This window comes from Sphingomonas sp. TDK1 (genome assembly GCF_001650735.1).
GTDB lineage: Bacteria > Pseudomonadota > Alphaproteobacteria > Sphingomonadales > Sphingomonadaceae > Sphingomonas.
The window spans coordinates 1-22,893 of the sequence record NZ_LXVY01000028.1 but is presented as its reverse complement, the minus strand read 5'-3'; the positions used below and the strand labels follow the sequence as shown (position 1 = coordinate 22,893).

Here is a 22,893-nt window from a genome sequence, read left to right as displayed (position 1 = left end):
CGACATCTACTGCGCCAGTTACGATTGCAAGCGCCTACAGATACAGGCGGTTGTAGAGGTGATGAACACTTCGACCGTACCTTTCGCGCTCGCGGTCGATGACGTCCCGATCATCCTGATGGACATGACGCTGATCCTGGAGGACGCCGGCTTTCGCTGTCATGAGGCGATGGACGGCGATACCGCGATCGTGCTGCTGGAGGAGCAGGCCGACAACACCATCCTGCTGTTCTCCGATGTCGAGATGCCGGGATCGATCAACGGCTTTGCGCTGGCGCGTCATGTCGCACAGCACTGGCCCTGGATCGAGATCGTGATCGCCAGCGGCAATATCCGTCCCAATCCGGGTGACATGCCCGAGAAGGCGACGTTCATCCCGAAGCCCTTCTCGGCTGCGATCGTCCACGAGCACCTCCGCAGGACGCTGCCTGACGGCAAGAAGCCCGCGCCGCTGAAGAATGCGGTGACGACGCCGGTTCAGCCGGGAGCCTGAGCCACCCCTGCCGAGGCGAGCAACTGCGCGTCGGTCGCGTCGCGGTTGTCGATCCACCATTTGGCGTCCGCGATGCCGAGCAGCGCCGCGCCGGTTTCGACGCTATCGAGAGGTTGATCCTTGCGCAGCAAGGCGATCCGTTTCGCGCGAATGGTCGTTGCCCAGCTGACCTGTCGTTCCGAGCCGTTGAGCGGCGCCAGCGACAGATGGGCAACGGCTTGTTGCGAGGCCGCGGCGTCGCGCTCGTTCTCTTCCTGGCGCTGCTTGCGGTAGCACGCGCCGCAGACCGTCGTGCGCAGCCAGGTGGCCTTGCGCTCCTGCTGCGACGCGAACCCGGCAATGAAATGGGTTTGCTCATGGCCGCAGGTGTGGGTGATGCGATGGTCCATGACGTTCAGCCTGTCATATGGGCCGGATTTGTTCCAGCGGGATTGAGTCGAGCCGTTCGGTTCCGGCGACCGATGCTCGCGGCATGAAGATGGCGATCACGACCCGAGTGGGCTGCTCATCACCAGCACGGTCGCGCGCGCGATCGGCGCCGGCGCTACGCCGGCTCTGAAGGGGGCGACCGCCCCCCACCGCAGCGACTTGGCGACGGGGCGATAGCTGACCGGATGGATGCCATCCCGGCTCGGTTGCGCCCGCAGCGGGATGACGGTGTCGCCGAAACGTGCCGCGATCGACGTGACAATGGATGACGCGCGCAGGTCGTAGGGGGCAAGCCAGGCCACCTTGACGGCGGTGGTTCGCCGCCTGAGCGCAAGAAGGTTGGTTGGGAGCGCCGGACTGGCGGCATCGTTCGACCCGAGTGCGATGAGGGCGACGGTGGCGGCCGAAGCGCCCCTCACCCGCCGCTCGATCTCGGCCGAACCGGCACCCACGCGCGCATGAACCTCGCAGCGTATGCCCTGTGCTGCCAATGCCTGCGCCGTGCCGACCGCGGTGCTGTCGCCCAGGATCAGGCAGAAGGGAATCATGGCCGACCAGCCTGATGGGCAAGCGGTTTTCGTGGAGTGGTCATGTCGCCGTAGGCAAGTAGCCCGAAGATGGCGACAGCACAGCCGGCGATGCCGAACGCTGCGCGTGCCAGCCCGATCAGCCGCGCCTTGCGACCCTTGCGAAGGTGGTTCCACCCTCGATCGAGCGAGGTACGCCAGGACAGCCAGCCATCGCCGATATCGCTCGCGCCGAACATCGCGATGGGGATCGCGACGGCCAGCATGATATGCCGGATGTCGGCGCGGGCGATCACGATGGCGAGAAAGGTCGCGACCAGAATGAACAGCGCGATGGCGTTGATGACGCTGTAGAGCGGGCGCAGCCGAAAGATCCGACGCGAGGGCGCAGCGAGGTAGCGCACGATCGGACGGCGGCAGGTGTCGCAGACCAGCATGTGCTGCCCCAGCGGCCAGCGGCGCATCGCCTCATGGCAATACGGGCATTCGGGCCGGGGCAGGCTGATCATATTCATGCGACGTGGCCGACCCTGATCGCATCGGGAAGTGCAGCCCGGATCACGTCGGCGACGTCGGGCACGCAGATCCAGTTGGAGAATCTCGGGTTCCAGATCGCCTTGCCCTTGCACAACGCGGAAAGAACCTCCCTGCCGATCTCATCGTCGCGCGCGGCCCTGAATGCGATGCGGCCATCTGGCAGTGTCCGCTCGACGATCCCGGCGCATACCTCGATAGGTGCGCCCGCCTTGACGGGAACCGCCTTGGCAGGGGGCGATACCTCCAAAACGGTGCATTCAACCGCTACCGATGTGGAGGGACTTTGCGCCGGATGAACAGTGACAGGCTCTGCCTCGACGTACGGCGGCAATTCCGGCACAGACGCGGCCTGGACGATGGGCATGTTGATCGGCCCAGACGGGTCGCCGGTATGAGACGTATCGGCGGCGTCCGTGCTGTCAGGAACGATGCCGAGGCGGGTATAGATATCGCCCTCCTGGACATGGTCGGCGATGAGCTGGTCGGCGATCTCGACCATCTGCGCGGCGGTGACGCCGGTCGAAAACATTCGTCCCAGGGGCGATGACCCGCCGAACGGCACCCAGGCTTTGTAAAGGTTGTCGCATTTGTAGATCGGCTCGTCGCTGCCGATTTTGGAACGGTCGATCATCGCGGTGGGCGGAACGGACACGAATACGCCGACCTCCGCGAACGCCCTGTCATGCCCTTTTCGCTTCAGCCACGCCTGCAGCACCTTGCGTTGTCGTTTGGCCTGTTCGACCGGATTGGGGATGTTCTGCGGCTGACGTTGCGAGCGATACCAGACCATCCATTCGCCATGCTCGTTCTTCGAGATCCGGCCAGAGTAGTTCTTGGATTCGAAGATCGAGGCGGTGCGCGACGCCCGCGACAGCAGGATATGATCGAACTGCGCGAACCCGCCCTGCCCGTCCGGCAGGCGCAGATCGTGGATAAGCAGGTTGCGGTCGTTGTCAGGCCCGAATTGGTGATCGAGCATATAGGCGGTCTCGCGCTCGCCCCGCATCCCCTGGCGATGGTTCCGCACCGTCGATCGCACGCGCTCGGGGAGAGCCGCGAACTCGTCGGACGCCATCACTTCGTCGGCAAATGCGATCTCGGCCGCGCGGGTCGATTTCTTGCGGATCATCGTTTCGGCGTTCCCGGATTTGGCTGCGGCAGCGGTTGAACCGCCTGCGCCGGTAGCGGCGCGGAGGCGGGAGGCACCATTGCGGGCGGCTTGGCCGGCACCAGCCTCGCCTCGAGCCGTGGCCGTGCATCCTCGATCAGCTTGCGGAACGCATCGAGCGTCGCCAGCGTGGTGATCTTGCCGATGTCGGTCGAGGCGTAGCTTCCACCGAGCGCACCCACGCCAAGGCCGAGCAACAGCCCACCGCCCACGACGCCGATATCCTTCTTGCGCGCCGACCCGCTGGCGACCGCTTCCTGGATGCCGGTGTTCACGTCGACCAGCGTCATCAGCACCTGGCTTTCGAGTGTCTTCGACTTGAGCCCGACCGCCCCGCCGAACACACCGCCGACCCCGCCCCCGCTCTCACGCGACTTGGCGTCGGAATAGACCACCTTCACCTCGATCAGATAATCCGCCTTGGTGACAGGCCGGGTTGTGGCAGTCCCGCCATTGATCGCGCGTTCGCGTTCGAGCGCGCTGAACGCCTCGCCGCGATCGGCGACGCGGAAGCAATTGGATCGCGCGATCATCAGCTTGACCAGTGGCAGCGCGTCGACGCGCGCGGTCGAACCGCCGTTCTGCATCTCCGCCATGCGCATGAGCGCCTGCAGTTGCGGCGACAGGCCATCGGCCGGGTTGGCGGCCTTCTCCTCAACCAGCGCGGCAACGCCGAGCGGCACCTGGCATTGCGGCACGGCGGTCGTCTCGTCGACGCCGGTGCCGCCCTGCCCCAGCTTCTGGGCGTGGGCCATTGAAGGTGTGACGGCCGCGAGCGCGGCCGTCACGACGAGCATGCGGGTGCGATCAAGCACCGGCGCCCGCCTTCTTCGCATGCGCTGCGGGATCGCAGATCCCGGCACGCTCCTCGTCCGCCGCAACTTTCTTCGCGGCTTCGTCACAGTCCTTGCAGTCGGGACAGTCCGCGCAGTCCTTGCATTTGCCGTTGTGAAGCGCGTGCGCGCGATAGCGCGCCTTCTTCGCCTCGACCTCGCGCGCGGCATCGGTGCCGGCATGACTTCCGGCGAAGCTCGCCATCGCGAGCAGGACCGGCGCCGACGACTGCGCGCTGGCGGCCGACGGCAAGGCCACGGAGAGGGCGGCAAGCCCCAGCGCGGCGATCATCTTCAGTTTCATCGTGTGTACTCCTTCCCTGGCCGTTTTCAGAAGAAACCGTTGCGTCGGCCGTCGCGACGGTCATCGTGGCGGGCGCTGCTGTCGCCCAGCGCCGAGCGCCGGACCTCCAGCTCAACCCCGTCCCCCTTGCGGCGAATGCGGACATCCTGCGGGGCGATGTTGTTGCGCTTCGCCCAGCGGTCTGCGTCGGCATCCGAGCCGAACTCGCCCATTTCCTCGAAATCCCAGTTGCTCATGTCTCCTGTCCCGGTTGATCGCCGTGCCGGCGCGCGGGGGCCGGTCCTGGCGGTGCGATGCGAAATCCCCGCGCGTGGATGAAGGACAGTGTCACTGGATCGAGGCCGGTTTGGCGGCGATGCGCCGGACCACGAGATTGCTGTCGGCCCCCAGACGAAGATCGAGCGTGTGCCCGACCCGTCGCGTGAACAGCATCACGCCGGCAACCTCGTCGTGCAGCGTGCCCTTGCCGAAGAAGGTCCGAGAATCTGCCCATTCGCGGCCGTGGATGAAGCGGACGCGATATTGGCCGAGCGGGGCTGGCACGGTGACACGCTCGAAGGCGCGGACATAGACCGACAGCCGGTTCTTCGCCGTCGCCGGATCGAGCAGCTGGACGATGCTATTGTCTGCCGCACCCTGAATGGTCAGGTGGCTTCTGACGGTTCGCAGGTCGACGCTGGAGGAGACGGCGACCGTTCCCGATTCCGGAAAACCGGTGTTCGTCCCCACGATTGACGCGAACAGGCTGGAGGTTGCGCGCTTGATCTGGCCCTGCCCGGCCCAGGCCGCAAGGACCAGTGCGATGGCAACACCGACGCCCAGCGCCTGCCAGTAAGGGGCCGGCGTGAAGCGCGGGCGGGGCCGCCATCGACCGCGCTGATAATCGTGGCCCCTGTTCCTGGCTTCGAACCACGACCCTTTCGATCCGCCAGATATCCAGCTCGCGCTCCCCAGCGGCACCGATTTCCTGAACCCGAAGCGGTTCAGCTCGACCCGTGCCTTGCGATCGTTCCATTGCGTCGCACCGGGATCGAGCCCCTGCCGCTTGCGGTAGCGATCGCGCATATAGTCGCGATCATCGATGCCCATCGACCACCTCCATCGACTGCGAGGGGAGAGCCAGGGGAAACACGTCCATTCTGGACAGCATCGCGTGATCGCGCAGCGAGGCCTCGACGGCGACAACCTCGCTCGAAGTCAGTCCAGGTTCGCGTCGTACGAACAGGATGGTCGACGCCGATCCTGCCAGCCAGCGCGCGATGGAGATCCTGGGCATCAGCCGGTCGTGGTCGGCGAAAGCGTGGGTCGCTCGTCGCACGCCGGCCAGCACGGTCATTCCCCAACGCAGGGCGTGACCGTTTCCAGAATCGTGTCCCGCCGCCTCTGCGACGGCTTCCGGCGGGAGATCCCGTATCAGATCGCGGACGGCCGAAAGGGTCGCACCAGGTTCATCGCCGGCATGCTGGATCGCGCGGAGCAGCACATAGCGCGAAGCGCAGGTGTAGCCCGAGCAAACGTCAGGATCGTCGGGAAGGAACGCTTCGATCGCGGACGAGCGTGCATAGTCGCTCGGATGGTCTGCGAAGAAGTCCCAGTTGCCGCGCGCGGGGTCGATCAGCTGGTCGCGGACCTGGTCGGCGAGTTCGGCGATCGCGTCGCCATCGCCGAATACCGCGAGCCGGCCCCCGTCACCGGCGCGGACCGCTTCAAGCGCCGCTTCCGTCAGATCCGCGGTTTCGGCGATCGTGAGGGTCGCGTGCGTCGGCTCGGGTTGGCGCCGGAAGCGAAAAGGGAAACTACCGTCCACCGGGCGTACCTTGGGTTGCGGGCGGAACGAAAATTCCACCATCGGTGTGAAGCGACGCGCTGACGATTCCGCATCCGACCGCCCAGGCGAAGGTGAAAGCCGCCACCGCGGCCGCCAGGAGTCCCGCCTGACGCAACCGGCGCGTCAGCGGGACGATCATGCGTGGTGCGGTTGACCGTGGCTCCACGGGCTTCCTGCGGGCCTGATGGCCATACTCGGCCGTTCCCTCGATCGCGTCGCAGGGCGGCGTGTCGAGCCGCGAGGTCCGACCGATGCGGGGAGGCCCGTGCATATAGTCGCGGTCGGCGAGGCTCATCGTGCTGGCTCGGACCGGACCCGGAGGGCACGCAGCGCGCGGGTGAGCGGCAGGAGTAAGACGTAGGTCAGGCCGAAAATCGCGGCCATCGCAAGCGTTTCGCCGCCCCAGTCGAGCGCATCGTCGCGCCGCGCGAGCTGGCTGCATTGCGTGAGCGTATGAGTGTCGAGGTCGCAGGCGTGCCAGTGCTTGGTGGCGATCACCTGGTCCCAGGTCGGTGGTGATGTGGTCATGCTCATAGCTCCAGTCCGATGTCCTTTTCGGGGTAGGGAAGTTCAGGCCCTTTGGGCTCGACCGGGACGCTGAACCGGGAGAGGTCGAGCGAGGGATCGGTACGGATGTCGATCTTGCCGCCGGTCGAGGGGCGGGCTGTATCTGCGCTCGGCTCGCCTCCGACTTTCTCCGGTCCGCGATCGAGGTCGGGCGGCAGCGAAGGGTTGAACGTCTCGCCCGCGCCGGCTTTCGTGGCTGCGCCGGCAGCGCCGCGATCGGGGTCGATCGACAGCGCGCCGGTGGTCTCGAGCGCCGAGGTCTTGTTGCCCTCGTTGCGCTCGATCGCGGCGGTCAGCTTCTCGCGGTCGTCGGTGAACAGCTGGATGTCGTCGCGGACGCGCGTGACGGTGACGTTGAACAGCCGCTGGTTGGAGAGGTTCGATTCCCTGTGGCTCATCACCGCGATCGCGGTGTCGGTGGTGATGCCCTGCGCCGCGTGCATGTTGAGCGCGTAGGCGAGGCTGATCCGCTCCATCATCGGATCGCCCGCCTTCAGCTCGTGGAGGGTGCCGTCGCTCGCCTCCACCTTGATCCCCGACGGGTCGGCCGAGACGACGCGGGCGATATCGTTGTTGTTGAGGCCGCGGTCCTTGTCGTTCTGGGTCCAGCGGATCTTGTCGCCCTCATGCAGCTTGATCTGCTCGCGCTGGGCGAGCTGCATCGCGTCGGTCTTGTCGACCGGCGATATCTTCTGCGGATCGAAGGTCCGTACCCGGTTGCCGATCTGGACCTGAACGCGCCCCTTCGCGTCGACGCCGAGCACGTCATAGGTGCCGGGGCTGAGGCCGAGCTCGCGCATGGCATGGCGCAGGTCGATCACCTGGCCGGGCTTATAGGTATGCGCGTAGCGGAGTTCCTCGCGCGTGACGTTGACCTTGTCGAGGACCGGGGTGACGACGCCGTCCCCTTTCAACGTGCCCTCCGCGGCGAGGCCGTCCTGGATGCGCACGTTGAGCTCTGCGCGCGCGACGCGGCCCGACGAGAACATCGCGGTGGTCTCGCGCTGTTCGGGGGTTAGGCCCAGCCAGTGTTCGGCCGCGGCCTTCACATGCTCGGGGTTGGCGGTGACCTTGTCGCCGAGCATCGCCATCGCCTCGCGCACCTCGCCGCGGTTGGTCAGCGCGGCGACGGTGCGCAGCTGCTCGGTGCGCTGGCGCAGATTCTCGTCCATCCGCGCCAGCGTGATCCCGCCGGCCTGCGCGAGCGCGAACGCCTTGCCGGCGTCGACCGCGGTGATCTGCTGGCGATCGCCGATCATCAGGAAGCGATCGACGCCGAGCGCATTGGCGATGCCGACCAGGTGCTTCATCTGCTCCGAGCCGACCATCGAGGCTTCGTCGAGGATGAGCGTGGTGCCGGCGAGCGCGTCTCGCGCGCCGTCATAGCCCGCGCCCTTCCCAGCGAGCGCGTGGCGGGCATAGCTGTGGACGAACGAGGACACGGTGCGGCTCTCGATGCCGGCTTCGGCGCCGAGACGATCGGCGGTCGCCTTCATGAGCGCGAGACCGACCACCTTGCCGCCTTCCTGCTCGACATTGCGCGCGACGCTCGCCAGCATGGTCGACTTGCCGGCGCCCGAGACGCCCTGGACCGCGACGATGCGATCGGCGGAAGTGAGCGCCATCGTCGCGGCCGCCATCTGCCCTGCATTGAGTTCCTTGTCGCCCGATGCGGCGTTGATCCGCTCGATAACGGTGTCGGCGGAGACGATCACCCGCCCCTCCCCCTTGCCGCGCTCGATCTCTGCAAGGATGCCGCGCTCCGTCGCGAGCGCCTCGGGCGTCGTGACATGGGTGACGACGCTGTCGATCCGGTCATCCTTGCCCGGAATCAGCTTCTCGTTGCGGATGAGCTCGGAGACGCGCGCGTCGACATGCGCGGCGGTGACACCCTTCAGCCCGAGGTCGAGCGCGGTCCTGGTGATGTCCGGCACCGCGAACGCGGCTTCGCGTTGGGCATGGATGCGGATCGCGGAGGCGACGGCGTGCTGGGCGCGCAGATCCACCGGCGCGATGCGCAGCCGGTCGAGGCCGCTGGCGACGAGCGGATCGGCGGGTCGGAATAACTCGCCCAGGCTTTCGCGGAGATTGGCCAGGACGTCACCGAGGCGCTCCATCGGTCGTGGCTGGGCATCGAGGCCGCTGGCGCCAGCACGCTCGCGCGCGGCATCGACCAGTGCCTTGCCGTCGAATCCGAGCGCGGCCGCCCGGTCACGCCATTCCTGGCGCAGGGCATCGCGATCCTCGACGTTCAGCTTGGCGTCGCGGGTATTGTTGGTCACCTTGCGCAACGCCTCGGCGGAGGTGACACCGAGCTCGCCGGCTTTCGCCAGGATATCGGCGCGCCGCTGGCTGAAGGTGTCGATCACCTCCTTAGGCACGCCGGCGATCTCGAACTGGCCGTGCTTGCCGGTGACGCTTGTTTCGTAGCCGATCTTTGCCAGCTCGGCGCGAAACTGGGCGTGATAGGCCGCGCCGATCGTGGTGTTGTTCTTCCAGAGCTGCTGGTTGTGGAGCGCCTGCCATGCCCCGTTCGCCATCTTGGTCATGTTGGCGATAAGGACGTGGATGTGGCCCTGCGGATCGAGAGCGCGGCTCGTGTCGTGCTGGAACAGCGCATAGACGAGGTTGCCGGTTCGCACCGCATCCCCTGACCTGGACTGATCGTAGGTGCGGCCTTCGGCGAAGGTCTTCTCGACCCATCCCATCGTCGCCTTTACGGCGTTCATATGCGCGGTGAGGACACGGGTGTCGCAAGCGACATAGGCCATTACGCTGGCGGACTTCGGCATCGAGAAGGTCAGGTCGACACCGAGCCTGCGACCCTCGACCTGCCCGACCTTTTCGCCATCGGGCATCTCGCCGTTGAGGATCTTCTCGAAGTCTTCCTTGGTCACCTCGCCCTTGAGGCCAAGGTCGGCCGCGCCCACCCCGCCCCAGGCGGTCGCCTCGGACGAATGCTCGGCGGTGTAGTAATCGTCCTTGGCGAAATACTGCGCCGCGCCGGAGGCGGACTTGACGGAAGCGACCGACAGCATCGGCTACATCCCCATGTCCATGTCGTCATCGATCTCCGGCGAATGATCCGGGCCGTGATGACGATGGTGGTGATCGGGGTCGCGCTGCGTCGCAAACCCATCGCGCAATTCGCGGGTCGCCTGGTCCTCGTGGCGATCGGCATCACCGCGATCGGACCGGCTTTCCGGGGCATGGCGTGACGCCTCGCCGCGCGTCGGATCCACCCCGCTCTGCGGACCCGCACGGTTCTCGATCGGGGACATGCCCATGCCGCCGAGTTGGGCATCCAGACTGGATGAACCTCCCGTCACAGGCTTGGAAGGTTCGCCCCCGACCCTCGTTGCGGCATCCGACGCGCGGACGGCATCGACGCCGGTCGGGCTGCTGGCGACGCCCTTGCCGGTTATCTGATCGATCACCACCGGCAGCGACCCGGTGACCTCCATCGCCGCAGCCGCCTTTTCAGCCTCGCTACGCGGCTTCTCGGGCTGCGAGGCGGTCAGGTCCGGCTCTTGCCTTTCCTTCGCCTCCACGCCCCCCACAGGCCGTGTGGGGGTATGCTCGCGGCCACCCTCACCCCCCTCATCCGCGCCATTGTTCCGGGTGTTCTGACGACGCCGGTCTTCCGGCGAGACGTATTCGGTAGGCTTGAAGTTCTTGCGGGGCACCGCCCCCGGCGCGACCTCGGCATAGGAGCGGTATTTGAGTTCGATCCGCGCAGCAGGAAATCCATCGGGAAACTTCACGAAGCCGTGGAGCGACGGCAGGTTGTTGATGTCGTCGGGGATGACCAGCGGCTCGATCGCCGTGCGAGGCGTGAGGGTCGAGGCGTCGCGGGTGTTGTTGTAGCCGTAGCTGTAGGCCTCATCCATCTGGCGGACCTCGCGGCTGCCGATGAACTCGGAGCACTTTTCGGCTGTGGTTCGATCGGCGGTGGCGAGGATCAGCTTGGTGCGCGCAAGTCCGGTGAGCGCGGTCGCGTTCTGCAAGCCATAGGTCGCGACCAGCTTGTCGAACGAGTGGATCCCAAGGACGAACGCACCGCCGAAGTTGCGGGCCGACTGGAGGCCATGCTCGATACCAGGAAGCGCGTGAAGCGCATGGACTTCGTCAAACAGATACCAGGTCCGCAGGTCACGGGTCTTGGGCAGGCGCATGAGGTTGTTGACGGCCAGATCGATCCACAGCGTGAACAGACCGCGGGTCATCTCGAGGTCGTTGTACGAGCCGGTGATGAACATGATCGAGCCGTCGCGATTGTCGGTCGCGATCCAGTCGCGGATCGAGAAGGCGGGCGGGCCGCCCGGGACAGGGTCCGGCATGAAGCGTAGCGCCTGTCCGTTGACGTTCAGAACCGAGCGGATCGATTCCGCCATGCGGGCGGCTTTCTCGGTCGTCAGCGGGGCGGCGATGGTGTCATCGAGCTTGGCGTTGATCGACTTCAGATCGGCCTGCATCAGGTGGTGCGCGATCGCGGCGTTGTTCGCCTCACCCATCTCTTGAAGCTTCAGGCACATCTCGATGAAGAGCATCCGCGCGGCGTTCTGCCAGAACGGTTCCTTGTCGTCGGGATGCGAGGGAATGAGGGCCGATGCGGCCGAAACGAAGTCGGCATAGTTGCGGCATTCGTCGAACAGCGTCCACGGCGCGCAACGCTCGTCCATAGGGTTGAGAATGACGTCGGTTTCTGGGTTGTAGAACGTCTCCACGAACACGCCGGTCAGGTCAAAGATGACCGCGCGGTGACCGCGCGCGCGAAGCTGCGAGACGTGGCTGCGCAGCTGGGTCGTCTTGCCGGTGCCGGTGGTGCCGATGAGCATGGTATGGCTCTGTTCGAGCCGCCACGGATAGGGGATGCCGGCGATCGTGTATGGAACGTGGATGCCCCGGTCGATCCGATCGAGGATCGGAGCCTTGGCGACGAGTTCGGGGACGTACGGCGGATCGTGTTCGGCGCACTCGGTGCGGAACTTGCGCCGGTTGTGGCCGCTGACAGTTTTGACGAGCACGTCACGCTCGACCAACAGGGCGCCGCGGTTGTGGCGTTCCTGGAGCATGTCGCTGCCGCGCTTGTTTGCCCACATGATGAACCACATGATGATCGGTGCTGCGATGAAGGCCGACATGACGAGTGTCGTCAGGAAGATCTTGACCGTCTTCGCCCAGGCATGAACGACATGGGGTTCGTAGGGGACGTAGCCGATCGGAACCTTGGTCACGATGCCGTTTGGCAAGGTCAGGTTGATGAGGTGGAATTTGTCCCCGCCGACCCACGTCCAGATGGCGGAATAGAGCTTCATCAGGTCGAGCTGGAACTCATGCTCGGCGAGGCCCAGCCAGACGAAGATATTGAACAGGACGATGAACGTCCCCAGCCATATCCAGATGGGCACCTGGAGGCCCGCCCAGGTCATCTTGTACTGACTGGCGAGAAGCTGCGAACCGCGGGTGAAATTGCCCGAGTTGCGGGTGATTCGCCCCCGCGCGGAATGGTGCTTTACGGTCGCCGCCTGACCGTTGAACCGGATGTCGCCGCTACGCATGGAACGTCGCCAGGCGCTCCTTCGCGGCTTCGCGAAGCTGGGGTACGACGTCGCCGTGATCGCGTGTGATAATCACGTCGATCGCCGCCTGCATGTACTCGAGAACGAGGACCGCACGGGTGATGTTGAAAGTATGCTCGGCCTCAGCGAAACGGATACCGAACATAAGCGCAGTGCGCGCGGCCTCAGACCGGGAGCACGACCGTTTCGCGGCTACACGATCAAGTGCCGCAATCTCTTCAGACGAAAGTCTGAAGGCTATCGTCGAGTTAGACATTCACCACCCACTTGAAAGTGGCTGGTGGGGTTTTCGGAGAGTGGAAAATACTACAGCCTGGTCCCGAGGTATAGAGTGAAAACGCATTCACTCTGCAAACAGGGATTTTCGCGCGTTCTCAAGCGCTTAGGGGAGAACCACCAAGGCGTTTGCAGGGGCAAACATGTTTGCCCCTGCAAACACCGGAAATTACAGACACTTAACCTGCGGCGTGCCGCGTACGGTGTGCAAATCCTTAGGGACTGTCGCGGTGGTGGTGGCATCATGGCTGGATGTCCGATCATTGGACTGGGTTCCGGGAGAGTAAGCGCCGCAGGCAGGCGACCACCGGACTGGACCGAAGGGTATTGGGCGGAGCAATCCCGCCCGACGACGGACCTGGCCGAAGGTCAGTGTCCGTCGCCTCATGCTGGTCCGGTAAAGCCGGACCAGCGAGCGATTATGAGTGTCGCTATTGTGCCGGTGGAGCGGTGCTGGCATCGTGGGAAATGGAGGCCGATCCACGATCAGAAAAGGCAGGTCATATGGCACGGAGTATCGAGCAGGAACGGGCACAGCTTGAGGCGGACGAACAGCGGCTCAACGAACGCCGCAAGCAACTGGCCGATCGTGAGCGTTCGGAGCTGCTGAAGGAGGTGGAACGGTCGGGGTTGATGAAGGCCGATCCTGCCCAGTTCAGCGCGATCATTGGAGCGATCAAGAAACTCGGGATCGCCGAGACCGTGAAGCGCCTGACCGCGTAAGCGGGTCAGCGCGAAAGCGGGCTCAAGCCCATCATGCAAATAGAAGGGGAGCTGCCGTTAGGCGCTCCCCTTTTCAATGCTTGGGCCGAGTTGGCGAAGCTTCGGTCCATTCAGGCATAAGAATGGGGAGCATCGAGGCGAAGCCCGATGCTCCCCGACGCGATGGCGACTGGAGGGAGGCTATCCCCAGACCATGCGTATCCCTTCACTGGTGTCGGCCTGAGCAGCGAGGGTGTCGAAGCGTTCGAGGTAACGACCATCGAGGCGACCAAGGTCGCGGCGAACATAGGGCTGGCCGAGTGTTTCGCGTAGTTGCCCGATGGGCATGCTGCCGCAATTATCGTCCGAAAGTCGTAGCGCGTCGAGGACGTGGAAGGCGTTGCCGTTCGCGAGATTGATCTCCGCTGCGCCGTCCGGGGTGCTGGCGACGCGCATCGTGATCGTGCGGGTCGCGTCATCGTGCCAGAAGCGCACGTTGAGGCCACGGAACTGGGCTTCCTCGACCACGGCGATGACACCCACATCGTGATCGAAGATCGCGCAGATCGACGCGAGCGACCAGGGGCAGACGCGAGCTTCGAACGAGCACGACACGAGCGGGTCATCATCCTCGTCTTCGAGCAGCTGGCCACGTTCGCGGGCGAAGGCGCGGAACGCGGCAAGCTGGCGGGCGGTGATGACGGCGGGCGCGGCGTCGGCTTTGCGATCGACGCTGAGGAAGAAGGTGATCGACATGGTCTGTCTCCCATTGGAACCATCATCTCCGGTTCCCCTCCCCTTCCGATCCGTCAGGATCGGCATGGCCGATCACGGGGTCATGGGTCGGTCCGCAGGACCGGGTGCCCGAGCGATGCGTAGCTGGTGCTCGCAATGCGCAGGCATTGCGGCACCGCGAGCGAGCCGGGCTTCGGTCGGACTGCGCCGGTCGATGCGTAGCGAGCGCGACACGCGCAGGCGTGGCCGCGATGCGAGCGAGACGGGCGCGGTCGATAAGCGGGTGCGATCGGCACGAGCGAGGCGTAGCGAACCGGCGATCCGAAGGGATCGCCGTGAAGCGAGCGAGCCGTGCCGGTCAGCTCCTGCGCGATGGCATCGGCACGGTGCGATGCGCAGCGGCAGCGCAGGCGATGCGACGGCATCGCCGCGCCCGCCAGCGAGCCGTGCCGATGCGGCAAGCGACATGCCGGGTGAGACGCGCCGGTCGATGCGTAGCGAGCGCGACATGCGCAGGCGTGGCCGCGATGCGAGCGAGACGGCGTGGCCGATCAATGGGTGCGATCGGCACGGCGCGATGCGCAGCGGCAGTGCAGGCGATGCGACGGCATCGCCGCGCCCGCCAGCGAGCCGTGCTGATGCCGCAAGCGTGACGCCGGTTGAACCGCGCCGGTCGATGCGTAGCGAGCGTGACACGCGCAGGCGTGGCCGCGATGCGAGCGAGACGGCGCGGTCGATAAGCCAACGCGATCGGCACGGCGATGCGTAGCGAACCGGCGATCCGAAGGGATCGCCGTGAAGCAAGCGAGGCGTGCCGATTGGTGTTCAACGACGATCGCCAGTCGTATCGGCCGAGGCGTAGCGCGCTGGTCATCGCATTCAGCGATGACCGCAAAGCGAGCGAGGCGATGCGACGGGTGTCGGTATCGACCCCGGCACCGGCGAGGCGTAGCTGGCAGTGGCAATGCGACGGCATTGCCCTGCCGCGAGCGAGCCGTGCCGAGCGGGCAACGTGGCGTGATCGACCGATAGGTCAGTCCCACGCGGCGCGATGGGGCTCGATGCCCCGGAGCGCCGCCCAGGGCGACGTAAAAAAGGGGAAGGACTCCGGTTGCCCGGAGCCCTTCCGTGGGTGCGTCAGGCGCGGCGGCTGCGCTGGCTCGGCTGCACCGGTGCCTGTCCGTCCTTGCGGAAGACGTGGAGCGGTACGCCGGCGGTACGCAACTTGCGAGCGAAGTCGATCTGGACGCCCGATCCTTCGCAGACGATCGCTTCGACGGGACGCAGCGAGGCGATGCGGTCGTTGCGGAGGAACCCGCCCCGGTTGCCGTGGCGCTTGTCGAGGAACATGCGCACCAGCTTGACCTCGCGCGAGGCCGCCCACGACGCTGCGATGGCGTCGGCACCCTTGTTCATGGCGGTGGTCATCAGGACCATCGACGGGATGCGACGCTTGATCTGGTCGAGGCGTTCGAAGAGCTGCTCGTGGTCGTGCCATTCCATGCCGCCCGAGAAGGCGACAATCGGGCCGCTCGGGTTGTGCTCGTCCCGACGCTTTGCCGCGCGTGCCGCCAGATAGTCGGCACCGTCGATCATCGAGGCGGTCAGCTTGGACGACACCCTGCTGCCGCGGACGGTCGAGAAGGGCCGTCCGGTCTCGACGCGATACACGTTCCCGGCGTGGTCCCGCATGCAGCGCATCGCCTCGGCGCAATTCTCGAGGGTCTGGCAGAGCAGCTGGGTCTCTTCGAGCTCCACCGCGTAGATCTCCGAGGGGTCGTAGCTGCGCACCAGGTCGCCAAGTTTCTTGGCGGCGTCATCCTCACGGCCCTCGATGCGCTTGGCCACCATGTGGAAGCTGTTGACGAAGCCCCATGCGAGGTCGGCGGCGAACTCCTCCATGCGAGTGTCGCGGAACACGTCGAACATCGTCGCCAGCATCTGCTCGACGGCGTGTGCGGCCTGCTCCGGGTCGGGCATGTCCAGCTTCTCGGCTTCGCTGACGATGGAAAGCTTCGCCATCTCGCTCGCCTCGATGAACGCCCCCTGATAGGTCTCGGTGGTGTGCTCGTCGGCGCGGCGCTCGTTGATCGCGCGGCCCATGTCGTTGAAGTTGCTGTACTTGGTCATGATAGCCTCCATGAGTTGAAAATCTCACCTTCTCTCGGTGAGGAATCTCATCCGGCATGCGGCGGTCAGGGCGGTCAGGGACGTTAACCGGGAAGCCGCGGCCCGCAGGGTCGCGGACCCCGGTTAACGCTCGCGCGCGGGGGAGCCGATTTTCTCGTGCCCTGGAGGCGGAGCGAAGCGGAGACGGAAGGGTGCGTGAAAATTGGGGGGACCGCGCGTCCTTGACGGCCCGCCAACCCCGCATGCCAGACTTCCTCATCACAGAGAGAGAAAATATTATGTTGTGGTGGGCACGCCGGGTCGGACCGAGCACGGGCGGCGGTGATGCGCCGGCACGGCGCAGCGCCGCAAAGGCAGCGCCAGTGAGCCCGGGAGGGCGAGCCAGCTGCCGCCGCCCGCGCGCAGGACGCCCGGCGCCGGCATAGGGATCGTCACCCGCAGGGCGGAGACCCCGCCAGGGGGCTCCGTGAGGCCCGCCAGGGCCGAATAGAGCCCGGTCCCGCCCACAAGGCGGGACGCCCCGCCCTGCCCCTCTACGGCCGTCCCACAGCCAGCACAGCAGGATCAGCAGGATCAGTCCCATTCATACTCGCCACCGTCATCCCCGGCATCGTAATCCGGCATCTCCTGGATTCCCGGGTCGTCTGGATCGCGGTTGGCATCGGGGTCCTCGCCGTGCGGGTCGGTCTGGATATCCGGTTCGGTTGCGAACCGGATATCTTCACCGATCCGGTCAGCAATGTCCGGCTCGACCGCGCTGTCATCGTCTAGCCAGCAGGAACGCGGACACTGGAGCAGCTGGTGACCACGATGGACGAAGGGCTGGCCGTTCATCAGGATGGGTCGCTCGGCGAGACGCCGGCAGGGTTCATTGCGACGGTTGCGGAAGCCGCACGGCACCGCCAGCGGGGCGAGCGCGACGGCATTGCCGTCGTGGTCGCCGCCGGCGGGTGCCGGCTCGTCGACCCGAGCGACCGGGTCCGGTGCCGCAGGTATCGGCTCGGGCGCGAACGGGTCGCCGTCGAACATGTCGCGCTGGACGGTCATGGTGCCGGACCTTTCAGGTGAGCGCGCGCTGGCGCAAGGCCGCGGTGCGAAGCACCGTGGGCGAGGCGTCCTGCGCGGGCGATGATGAAGCATGCGCGAAGGGCGACGCCCGCAGGCGCCGCCCGGTTCGCTGGCCGGTCAGTAGAACTCGGCGCGATCGGCGATGATCTCGCAGCCGTAGCGGTCGTTGCCGTCGCTGTCCTGCCAGCGGGTGTAGTGCAGGCGTCCCTCGATGGCGATGAGGTCGCCCTTCTTGCGGTTGCCGGCGATCGCCTTGGCGAGGCCGTTGAAGCAGGTGACCTTGTGGTATTCGGTCTCCTTGACGGTGAAGCCGTCGTCGCCTTTGTAGGTGTGGCCGTCCTTGTTGAGCTTCGGGCGATCGGTCGCCACGAAGATGGTCGCGACGCTGGTGGCGCGATTGACTTCGCGCAGTTCGGGGGTGCGGGTCAGGCGGCCGACGAGGTTCACGTTGTTCATGGCATTGCCTCCTTGGGTTGGTCGGCGGTCCGTCCGCCGGTGTCACCTGAAGGGCGTCGCGGTTCGGGGCGTCGCACCGGAGGGCGAGCTGGGCCGGCGCGCAGGCGGCGGGCCTGGTCGACCGGAGGGGAACCCCTTTTGCAGGGGTGGTGCGGGCAGCCGCGCGAAGCGCGGCAACACGGCCCTGCCAAAGGGGTTGCGAGGCCCCGGGGCGCGGCGCAGGTGACACGAAACGGCGGATGGGCCGTCGATCAGCCCAAGGTTCCCGCAGGCATTGCCATGGACAAACCTCGTGAACCGCTCATGTCGGTCGCCTGACCCGTACCCCCGAACGACCCGGCGCGAAGGCAGGCGTGCCGCCAGCGTCGCTCGCTGACCGACGTGGTGCCGCTCCGAAGCTCGACAAGGACGGCCGCGCCCGGGCGACGACGCACCGGCAAGGAGACCGGATGCCGCAAGGTCGCCCGACGGCCGACCCTCGCCAGGGCGATCGCCGGCAACCGCATCGGACCTGGGCGTCCTCATCGCCATAGGGGGCAAACGCCTGCCGATACCCGCTGGCAGAACAGCGACGGCTTTACGCGCCGCCCGGCTGCGGGATCATCGCCGATCGTGATGATCTTTCCACTCGGCCAGCGAACCGGGCTGTGTCTGCGGGCGCCGCCCTTCGGGTTGGCGAGGATCGATCGCCTACTCGGTTCGCCGGGTGGGGGTGATCCGATGCTCGACGATCAGCGCCGCGACACGTTGTACGATGCGGCTCGGCACCTCGGCGATGATGGTGCTACCGTCGTTACCGGCGCGAACGTCGGGTCCGACCCATGCGAAATCGTTCACGTCGTCCCACACGATGCGTGATCGGTCATCGAGGCCGAAGGCCTCAATGAATCGCGGCGGCAGAGGGATGGATGCAGCCGGTGAATAATCGCGCGTCGTCAGTGGCACCATCAGGACACGGAGCCTTCCGGCTGAGCGATAGCTGCCAACCACCATGCAGGGGCGGAGTTTCGAGCCGTCCTCGTCGCCCCGGTTATGTTCATGCCGCCAGAGGTAGAAATACCAGATCAGGTCACCGGCTTGCGGTTCAATCGACGTACTGATCGTTCTGGACGGACCCGGCGCTGGGCGTCGCGGTCCTGATGGCGTGGATGGCTTCATCGCTCAACTCCTGCGGCGAGAGCGCGAGGTGATCGAGGCGGGACAAGCGTTCGAACTCGGAGGCGGGTAGCATGACCACGCGGGCAGCGCCGTTGCGCTCGATTGCGATCGGATGCGTCATCGCCTCGTCGTAATAGAAGCCGAACCGCTTCGACACGTCGGTCGATCTGGCCTTTTCGATTGTAGGGGTCATGGTTTCCCTCATCTTTCGTTACGCGGCCGGGGATCGATTAAGCCCTGCGTCCCTCCAGGATGGGACCCTCATCTGGTCCTGCCAATGTTGTAACGGCCATCTTTCTGTTACATGGGAATCCGTATCTTCCGTAAAACGGAAGACAATCCGTACACCACGGACCGCGCGGCTGCAACAGGCACTAACGGCAACAGGGACCGCTTCGGCGATGAAGCGATCCCCGTCGAGGTGGCGATACGGGCGACGCGTCAGCGCCGCCCGATGCCGGTCAGACCCTCTCGTCGACCGGCGCGGTGCTGGCACCCAGCCCGTCTCCGGTGTCATCGCCTGCGCCCGAGGTCGCCACGTCACGGCCATCGGCGGTGAAAGGCAGCGCGGGTTCGCCATCGTCCGCCTTGACCCCGAGCGCGGCACCGACGTCGCGGCGCTTCTGGGCGCGCTGCCACACGACGTTGTACGAGCCGTCGTCCTGGCGGAAGGCCGAGACCTGGAGCGGCGCGGCGAGCGACGGATCGTCGATGCGGCCGTTGAGGAACGCCTCGCCGGTGTTGTTGGAGGTGAGTTCAAAGAACGCGCCGACCTGCACCCACGTCCGGCCCGGGGTGAGCGCATGGATCTCGTAGCGCGGGGCGCGCGGATTGGACGACTGGACCGGCTTCAGCGCGATCGTCATCGCGACCGCGAGGGTGGAAATGCGGCCCATGAAGATGCCCGCGTCGTTCTGCTTGATCTGACCGATGTTCATGACGTGTCTCCTGATGTCGTGCTGGACCCCATGTCCTCGACACCGATCTTCAATCCTCCTCCCCTCCCCGGCCCTTCGGCCGGGCAGGGCGCGATGAGCGCCCCTCACCGACCGCGTTCTTCACGCGGACGGTGGTGCGTGCGGGACGCGGATCGGGCTAGGTCAGGAGGATGTGCCGATGGCGCTGTTAGCTATCGGTCTCAGGCTTTCCCGGGACGATGGAGAGCGCAGGCGGTTTGAAGCCACCCAACCGGAAGTGCTCACCGATCGCGGCGAGGTCACCTAGAGCATTGTATTCCTGAAGCGTCAGCACGACGCTTTCGTTGTCGTCGGCCGAGAATATCGCGCGCGGACCATGACCTGGCCAGACCCGAACCTCGGGCGAGAACGACCCGGGCGAGCCTCCCGACCACGTCCTGAACGGAAGGTCGTTGGTGCAGCAGAAGTCCTCGATATCCTCGATATTGCCGTTCTGGACCTCGTGAGCATGGAGGCGCAGGGGTTCGCCGGATGTAACGGATTCAAGCGGTTCTCCCCCCCATTCGGTCGAGAGGCCGTAGAAATCGGCGAGTTTGTACAGTTCGGGCAGTCGATCGGCGGGAAGTTTCCCCCCGATCGTAATGGAGACGGAGACGCGGTCGGCCATGTCGGGACCTCGTGATGAAGTGGACGTGCCGGTCCCGCGAGCGGTGTCATCACCATTCGCCCGGCTATCCATTCATCACCCCCTTCCCTTGAGCGTGGCCCAGGTTCGAACTGCGATATCCTGTGCTTATACGGCGATAAAGCGAAGGAATAGCTAAATTATCGATCCGATACGGTGTTGAATCGGGACTGGAGCCCATGAAGCAAAAAAAGGGCGACGCCGTGTGCCGGCGTTGCCCCGAGTTTCGGCGTGCGGGAGCGAAAGGGGGCGCGCCCGTGCGCCATGCGGTGCCGTGAGGGAGTGCACGGCACCGGGGGTGGATCAGGCGTCCTCGGCGACGCGCTGGCGGCGACCGCGGCCCTTGCCGACCGGCTCCTCGACCGGGGCGGTGGTTTCGCCCAGGCCGTTGTCGGTGGTGCCCGCATCGTGATCGGGGCCGTTGCCGACCGGGCCGCCATCGGCGCCGAACGGCGGCGACAGATCGTCATCCGCCTTGACGCCGAGCGCGGCACCGACATCGCGGCGCTTCTGGGCGCGCTGCCACACGACGTTGTACGAGCCGTCGTCCTGGCGGAAGGCCGAGACCTGCAGCGGCGCGGCGAGCGACGGATCGTCGATGCGGCCGTTCAGGAACGCCTCGCCGGTGTTGTTCGAGGTGAGTTCGAAGAACGCCCCGACCTGCACCCACGTCCGGCCCGGGGTGAGCGCGTGGATCTCGTAGCGCGGCGCGCGCGGGTTGGACGACTGGACCGGCTTGAGCGCGATCGTCATCGCGACGGCGAGGGTGGAAATGCGGCCCATGAAAATGCCCGCGTCGTTCTGCTTGATCTGACCGATGTTCATGACGTGTCTCCTGTGATGTCGTGCTGGACCCCATGTCCTCGACACCGATCTTCAATCCTCCTCCCCTCCCCGGCCCTTCGGCCGGGCAGGGCGCGATGAGCGCCCCTCACCGACCGCGTCTTCACGCGGACGGTGGATCGTGCGGCAGGCGGACGATGTCGGTGCTCAGTGGGCGAGCTGGTCGGTGAGCGCGGTGCCGATATCGGCGTGCGCCGCGGCGAGCGCGCCGATCGCGCGGCTGACGACGTCGGTCGCCTCGTCGCTCGGATCGATGCACCAGCATTTGCCGGCGTGGCGGATGTCGATCAGCCGGTCGGACTTGTTGTCGATCCCGAACGTGTAGCCTTGACGCTGGTCGAAGCCGGCGACGGTGACGTCGGTCGTTTTGGCCTTGATCGTGACGACGGGCGCGACCGCGGGGGTCAGCAGCACGGTATCGCGCGGCGTTTGCGCCTGTGGGACCAGCGCGGGTGCGGGCGGCTTGCCGAGCGTCGGCATCTTCGGGATCGGCACGAGGCCGTTCACCGCGTCCTGCGCCATGTCGGCCGCCATTGCGGTCGCCATGAAGATGGCGGTGCGCGCGAGATCCTGGGCGATGGCTTCGCGGTGCGGCTCGGTCAGCGTGGGCAGGAGGTGGCAGAGTTTGGTGTCGAGCGCGAAGGCGACGGGCTCGGCGTTGGGATCGATGCACATGATCGTGACCTTTCGGCAAAATGCCCGGACCCCATGTCCAGGATGCCGATCCGGTCCCTCTCTCCTTCCGGCGCAGCCGGTGCCGGCATCGTCGCGAGGCGATGCCGTGCCGTTCAGCGAGGCGGTCGCGGATGTCGCATGAGGCGCTTCCGGGCGGCCGACAGATGATCGATCGAGCGTTGCAGGAAGAAGGCGTGCGCGCTGTCGGATTCGAGTGTCCCCAACCGGCGTTCGAGCGCCGTGATACGGTGGTGGATCGCATCGATCGTCAGCATGATATCGTCGAACGAGAGCGCGACGACGGTCTGCGGATAGGGATAGGGCAGCGCCGGCGCGACGAAGGCGAGGAAATGGGGCTGCACGGGCAAATGGTGCAGGAGGGCGGTCGCGACCGCGCGGCGGATCTGGGAGGCGCCGTGGACGAGTTCTGCTAGCAGCACGTCCATCGCCATCGGGCGGACGATGCGCAGTGCGCCGGGGTCGAGGGTGACGGCGATCGGATCGGTCGAGGCGAGACCGATGACGCCCTCCGACAGGATGGCGAGAACGTCGCCTTCCTCGATGCAGGGACCGTCATCGAGACAGGCGTCATGCGCGGCTTCGCTGGTGTCGAAATAATGGACGCGATACATGGGCTGGTCCCTTTCTGCTGGGTCAGGAATATTCCGGGCGACGTGCGGGAAACCGCGTGGGCGGGAGGCCGGAGAAGCTGAAGGCGCGGAAGCGTCCGCCGGTGTAGGCAGCCGAATCCACCGGCGGGCGATGCCGCTGCAGGCGCTCGAGCAGCCGGTTGGCGCGGCGCATCGCCGCGACCGCGGCCTCGTCGTGGTAATGGAGGGCGATCACGCGGACGAAGGTGCCGGTGTCGTACCGTAGGGTAGGCAGGGTGGCGTCTACGAGAGAACACCCCACTGCCCCCCTCCGAACCGGACGTGCAACTTTCACTGCATCCGGCTCTCCGCTCCGGGCACTGTAGAACG

At 66.0% G+C, this 22,893-nt stretch carries 27 protein-coding genes; 2 read left to right on the top strand and 25 right to left on the bottom strand.

Annotated features, from left to right (window positions below):
• On the top strand, positions 1 to 493 hold a 493-nt coding region (locus A7X12_RS15480; RefSeq protein WP_332308549.1), incomplete at its 5' end, for a response regulator.
• On the opposite strand, the gene A7X12_RS15475 is transcribed toward A7X12_RS15480, so the two are convergent.
• The 13 genes from A7X12_RS15475 to A7X12_RS25620 all read right to left on the bottom strand — a co-directional run bounded on the left by A7X12_RS15475 (position 478) and on the right by A7X12_RS25620 (position 12,413).
• Positions 478 to 882, bottom strand: a complete 405-nt coding sequence (locus tag A7X12_RS15475; protein ID WP_010409157.1) for a hypothetical protein — start codon at positions 880 to 882, stop codon at positions 478 to 480. The genes A7X12_RS15480 and A7X12_RS15475 overlap by 16 nt on opposite strands.
• A 96-nt stretch (positions 883 to 978) precedes the next feature.
• Positions 979 to 1,470: a hypothetical protein gene (locus tag A7X12_RS15470; RefSeq protein WP_010409155.1), complete on the bottom strand. Its 492-nt coding sequence runs from the start codon at positions 1,468 to 1,470 to the stop codon at positions 979 to 981.
• Positions 1,467 to 1,964: a hypothetical protein gene (locus A7X12_RS15465; RefSeq protein ID WP_010409153.1), complete on the bottom strand. Its 498-nt coding sequence runs from the start codon at positions 1,962 to 1,964 to the stop codon at positions 1,467 to 1,469. Before A7X12_RS15465 ends, A7X12_RS15470 begins: the two co-directional genes overlap by 4 nt.
• On the bottom strand, positions 1,961 to 3,115 hold the full coding sequence (locus tag A7X12_RS15460) for a nuclease-related domain-containing protein (protein WP_010409151.1): 1,155 nt from the start codon (positions 3,113 to 3,115) through the stop codon (positions 1,961 to 1,963). The genes A7X12_RS15465 and A7X12_RS15460 overlap by 4 nt, the downstream gene beginning before the upstream one ends.
• Complete coding sequence (locus A7X12_RS15455) at positions 3,112 to 3,969, bottom strand: CsgG/HfaB family protein (RefSeq protein ID WP_010409149.1); 858 nt, start codon at positions 3,967 to 3,969, stop codon at positions 3,112 to 3,114. Before A7X12_RS15455 ends, A7X12_RS15460 begins: the two co-directional genes overlap by 4 nt.
• Positions 3,962 to 4,291 carry a hypothetical protein gene (locus tag A7X12_RS15450; protein WP_010409148.1) on the bottom strand — a complete coding sequence of 110 codons (330 nt, stop codon included), beginning with the start codon at positions 4,289 to 4,291 and terminating at the stop codon, positions 3,962 to 3,964. Before A7X12_RS15450 ends, A7X12_RS15455 begins: the two co-directional genes overlap by 8 nt.
• A gap of 26 nt (positions 4,292 to 4,317) precedes the next feature.
• Positions 4,318 to 4,527, bottom strand: a complete 210-nt coding sequence (locus A7X12_RS15445; protein ID WP_010409146.1) for a hypothetical protein — start codon at positions 4,525 to 4,527, stop codon at positions 4,318 to 4,320.
• Between the two features lie 91 nt (positions 4,528 to 4,618).
• Entirely contained in the window at positions 4,619 to 5,380 is a 762-nt protein-coding gene (locus tag A7X12_RS15440; RefSeq protein WP_010409145.1) for a hypothetical protein, read from the bottom strand.
• Positions 5,367 to 6,098, bottom strand: coding sequence for a hypothetical protein (locus tag A7X12_RS15435; RefSeq protein ID WP_010409143.1), 732 nt, complete (start codon positions 6,096 to 6,098; stop codon positions 5,367 to 5,369). The genes A7X12_RS15440 and A7X12_RS15435 overlap by 14 nt, the downstream gene beginning before the upstream one ends.
• Positions 6,099 to 6,410: 312 nt before the next feature.
• A complete protein-coding gene (locus tag A7X12_RS15430) occupies positions 6,411 to 6,647 on the bottom strand; it encodes a hypothetical protein (protein WP_033967468.1) in 237 nt (78 codons plus the stop codon).
• A gap of 2 nt (positions 6,648 to 6,649) precedes the next feature.
• Positions 6,650 to 9,724 (bottom strand): MobF family relaxase, encoded by a 3,075-nt coding sequence (mobF, locus tag A7X12_RS15425; protein WP_010409137.1) that lies wholly within the window; start codon positions 9,722 to 9,724, stop codon positions 6,650 to 6,652.
• Positions 9,725 to 9,727: 3 nt separating this feature from the next.
• Positions 9,728 to 12,247, bottom strand: a complete 2,520-nt coding sequence (locus A7X12_RS15420; RefSeq protein WP_024310592.1) for a type IV secretion system DNA-binding domain-containing protein — start codon at positions 12,245 to 12,247, stop codon at positions 9,728 to 9,730.
• On the bottom strand, positions 12,240 to 12,413 hold the full coding sequence (locus A7X12_RS25620; protein WP_154651477.1) for a hypothetical protein: 174 nt from the start codon (positions 12,411 to 12,413) through the stop codon (positions 12,240 to 12,242). Before A7X12_RS25620 ends, A7X12_RS15420 begins: the two co-directional genes overlap by 8 nt.
• A 635-nt stretch (positions 12,414 to 13,048) precedes the next feature.
• Between A7X12_RS25620 and A7X12_RS15410 the strand changes: the two genes are divergently transcribed.
• On the top strand, positions 13,049 to 13,267 hold the full coding sequence (locus A7X12_RS15410; protein ID WP_010409132.1) for a hypothetical protein: 219 nt from the start codon (positions 13,049 to 13,051) through the stop codon (positions 13,265 to 13,267).
• 180 nt (positions 13,268 to 13,447) lie between these two features.
• Here A7X12_RS15410 and A7X12_RS15405 read toward each other — a convergent pair whose 3' ends face one another.
• The 12 genes from A7X12_RS15405 to A7X12_RS15340 form a co-directional block, all read right to left on the bottom strand.
• Positions 13,448 to 14,068: a hypothetical protein gene (locus tag A7X12_RS15405; protein WP_156487318.1), complete on the bottom strand. Its 621-nt coding sequence runs from the start codon at positions 14,066 to 14,068 to the stop codon at positions 13,448 to 13,450.
• A 1,050-nt stretch (positions 14,069 to 15,118) separates the two neighbouring features.
• On the bottom strand, positions 15,119 to 16,111 hold the full coding sequence (locus A7X12_RS15390) for an SLOG family protein (protein WP_037494485.1): 993 nt from the start codon (positions 16,109 to 16,111) through the stop codon (positions 15,119 to 15,121).
• A gap of 573 nt (positions 16,112 to 16,684) precedes the next feature.
• Positions 16,685 to 17,158 carry a hypothetical protein gene (locus A7X12_RS15385; RefSeq protein WP_062126517.1) on the bottom strand — a complete coding sequence of 158 codons (474 nt, stop codon included), beginning with the start codon at positions 17,156 to 17,158 and terminating at the stop codon, positions 16,685 to 16,687.
• A 138-nt stretch (positions 17,159 to 17,296) separates the two neighbouring features.
• Positions 17,297 to 17,635, bottom strand: coding sequence for a single-stranded DNA-binding protein (locus tag A7X12_RS15380; RefSeq protein WP_010409121.1), 339 nt, complete (start codon positions 17,633 to 17,635; stop codon positions 17,297 to 17,299).
• A gap of 690 nt (positions 17,636 to 18,325) precedes the next feature.
• Positions 18,326 to 18,583, bottom strand: a complete 258-nt coding sequence (locus tag A7X12_RS15375; protein ID WP_062126514.1) for a hypothetical protein — start codon at positions 18,581 to 18,583, stop codon at positions 18,326 to 18,328.
• A gap of 136 nt (positions 18,584 to 18,719) precedes the next feature.
• Positions 18,720 to 18,986: a type II toxin-antitoxin system Phd/YefM family antitoxin gene (locus tag A7X12_RS15370; RefSeq protein WP_010409116.1), complete on the bottom strand. Its 267-nt coding sequence runs from the start codon at positions 18,984 to 18,986 to the stop codon at positions 18,720 to 18,722.
• Positions 18,987 to 19,254: 268 nt separating this feature from the next.
• On the bottom strand, positions 19,255 to 19,731 hold the full coding sequence (locus A7X12_RS15365) for a DUF736 domain-containing protein (protein WP_024310589.1): 477 nt from the start codon (positions 19,729 to 19,731) through the stop codon (positions 19,255 to 19,257).
• Between the two features lie 187 nt (positions 19,732 to 19,918).
• Entirely contained in the window at positions 19,919 to 20,377 is a 459-nt protein-coding gene (locus A7X12_RS15360; RefSeq protein ID WP_052192542.1) for a hypothetical protein, read from the bottom strand.
• A 321-nt stretch (positions 20,378 to 20,698) separates the two neighbouring features.
• Positions 20,699 to 21,220 carry a DUF736 domain-containing protein gene (locus A7X12_RS15355; protein ID WP_033967161.1) on the bottom strand — a complete coding sequence of 174 codons (522 nt, stop codon included), beginning with the start codon at positions 21,218 to 21,220 and terminating at the stop codon, positions 20,699 to 20,701.
• A gap of 165 nt (positions 21,221 to 21,385) precedes the next feature.
• Complete coding sequence (locus tag A7X12_RS15350; RefSeq protein ID WP_033967159.1) at positions 21,386 to 21,913, bottom strand: hypothetical protein; 528 nt, start codon at positions 21,911 to 21,913, stop codon at positions 21,386 to 21,388.
• 113 nt (positions 21,914 to 22,026) lie between these two features.
• Positions 22,027 to 22,545 (bottom strand): hypothetical protein, encoded by a 519-nt coding sequence (locus tag A7X12_RS15345; protein ID WP_010409110.1) that lies wholly within the window; start codon positions 22,543 to 22,545, stop codon positions 22,027 to 22,029.
• Between the two features lie 22 nt (positions 22,546 to 22,567).
• The gene (locus A7X12_RS15340) at positions 22,568 to 22,825 is read right to left on the bottom strand and encodes a hypothetical protein (protein ID WP_062126511.1); all 258 of its coding nucleotides are present in this window, start codon (positions 22,823 to 22,825) and stop codon (positions 22,568 to 22,570) included.
• Positions 22,826 to 22,893: the final 68 nt, after the last annotated feature.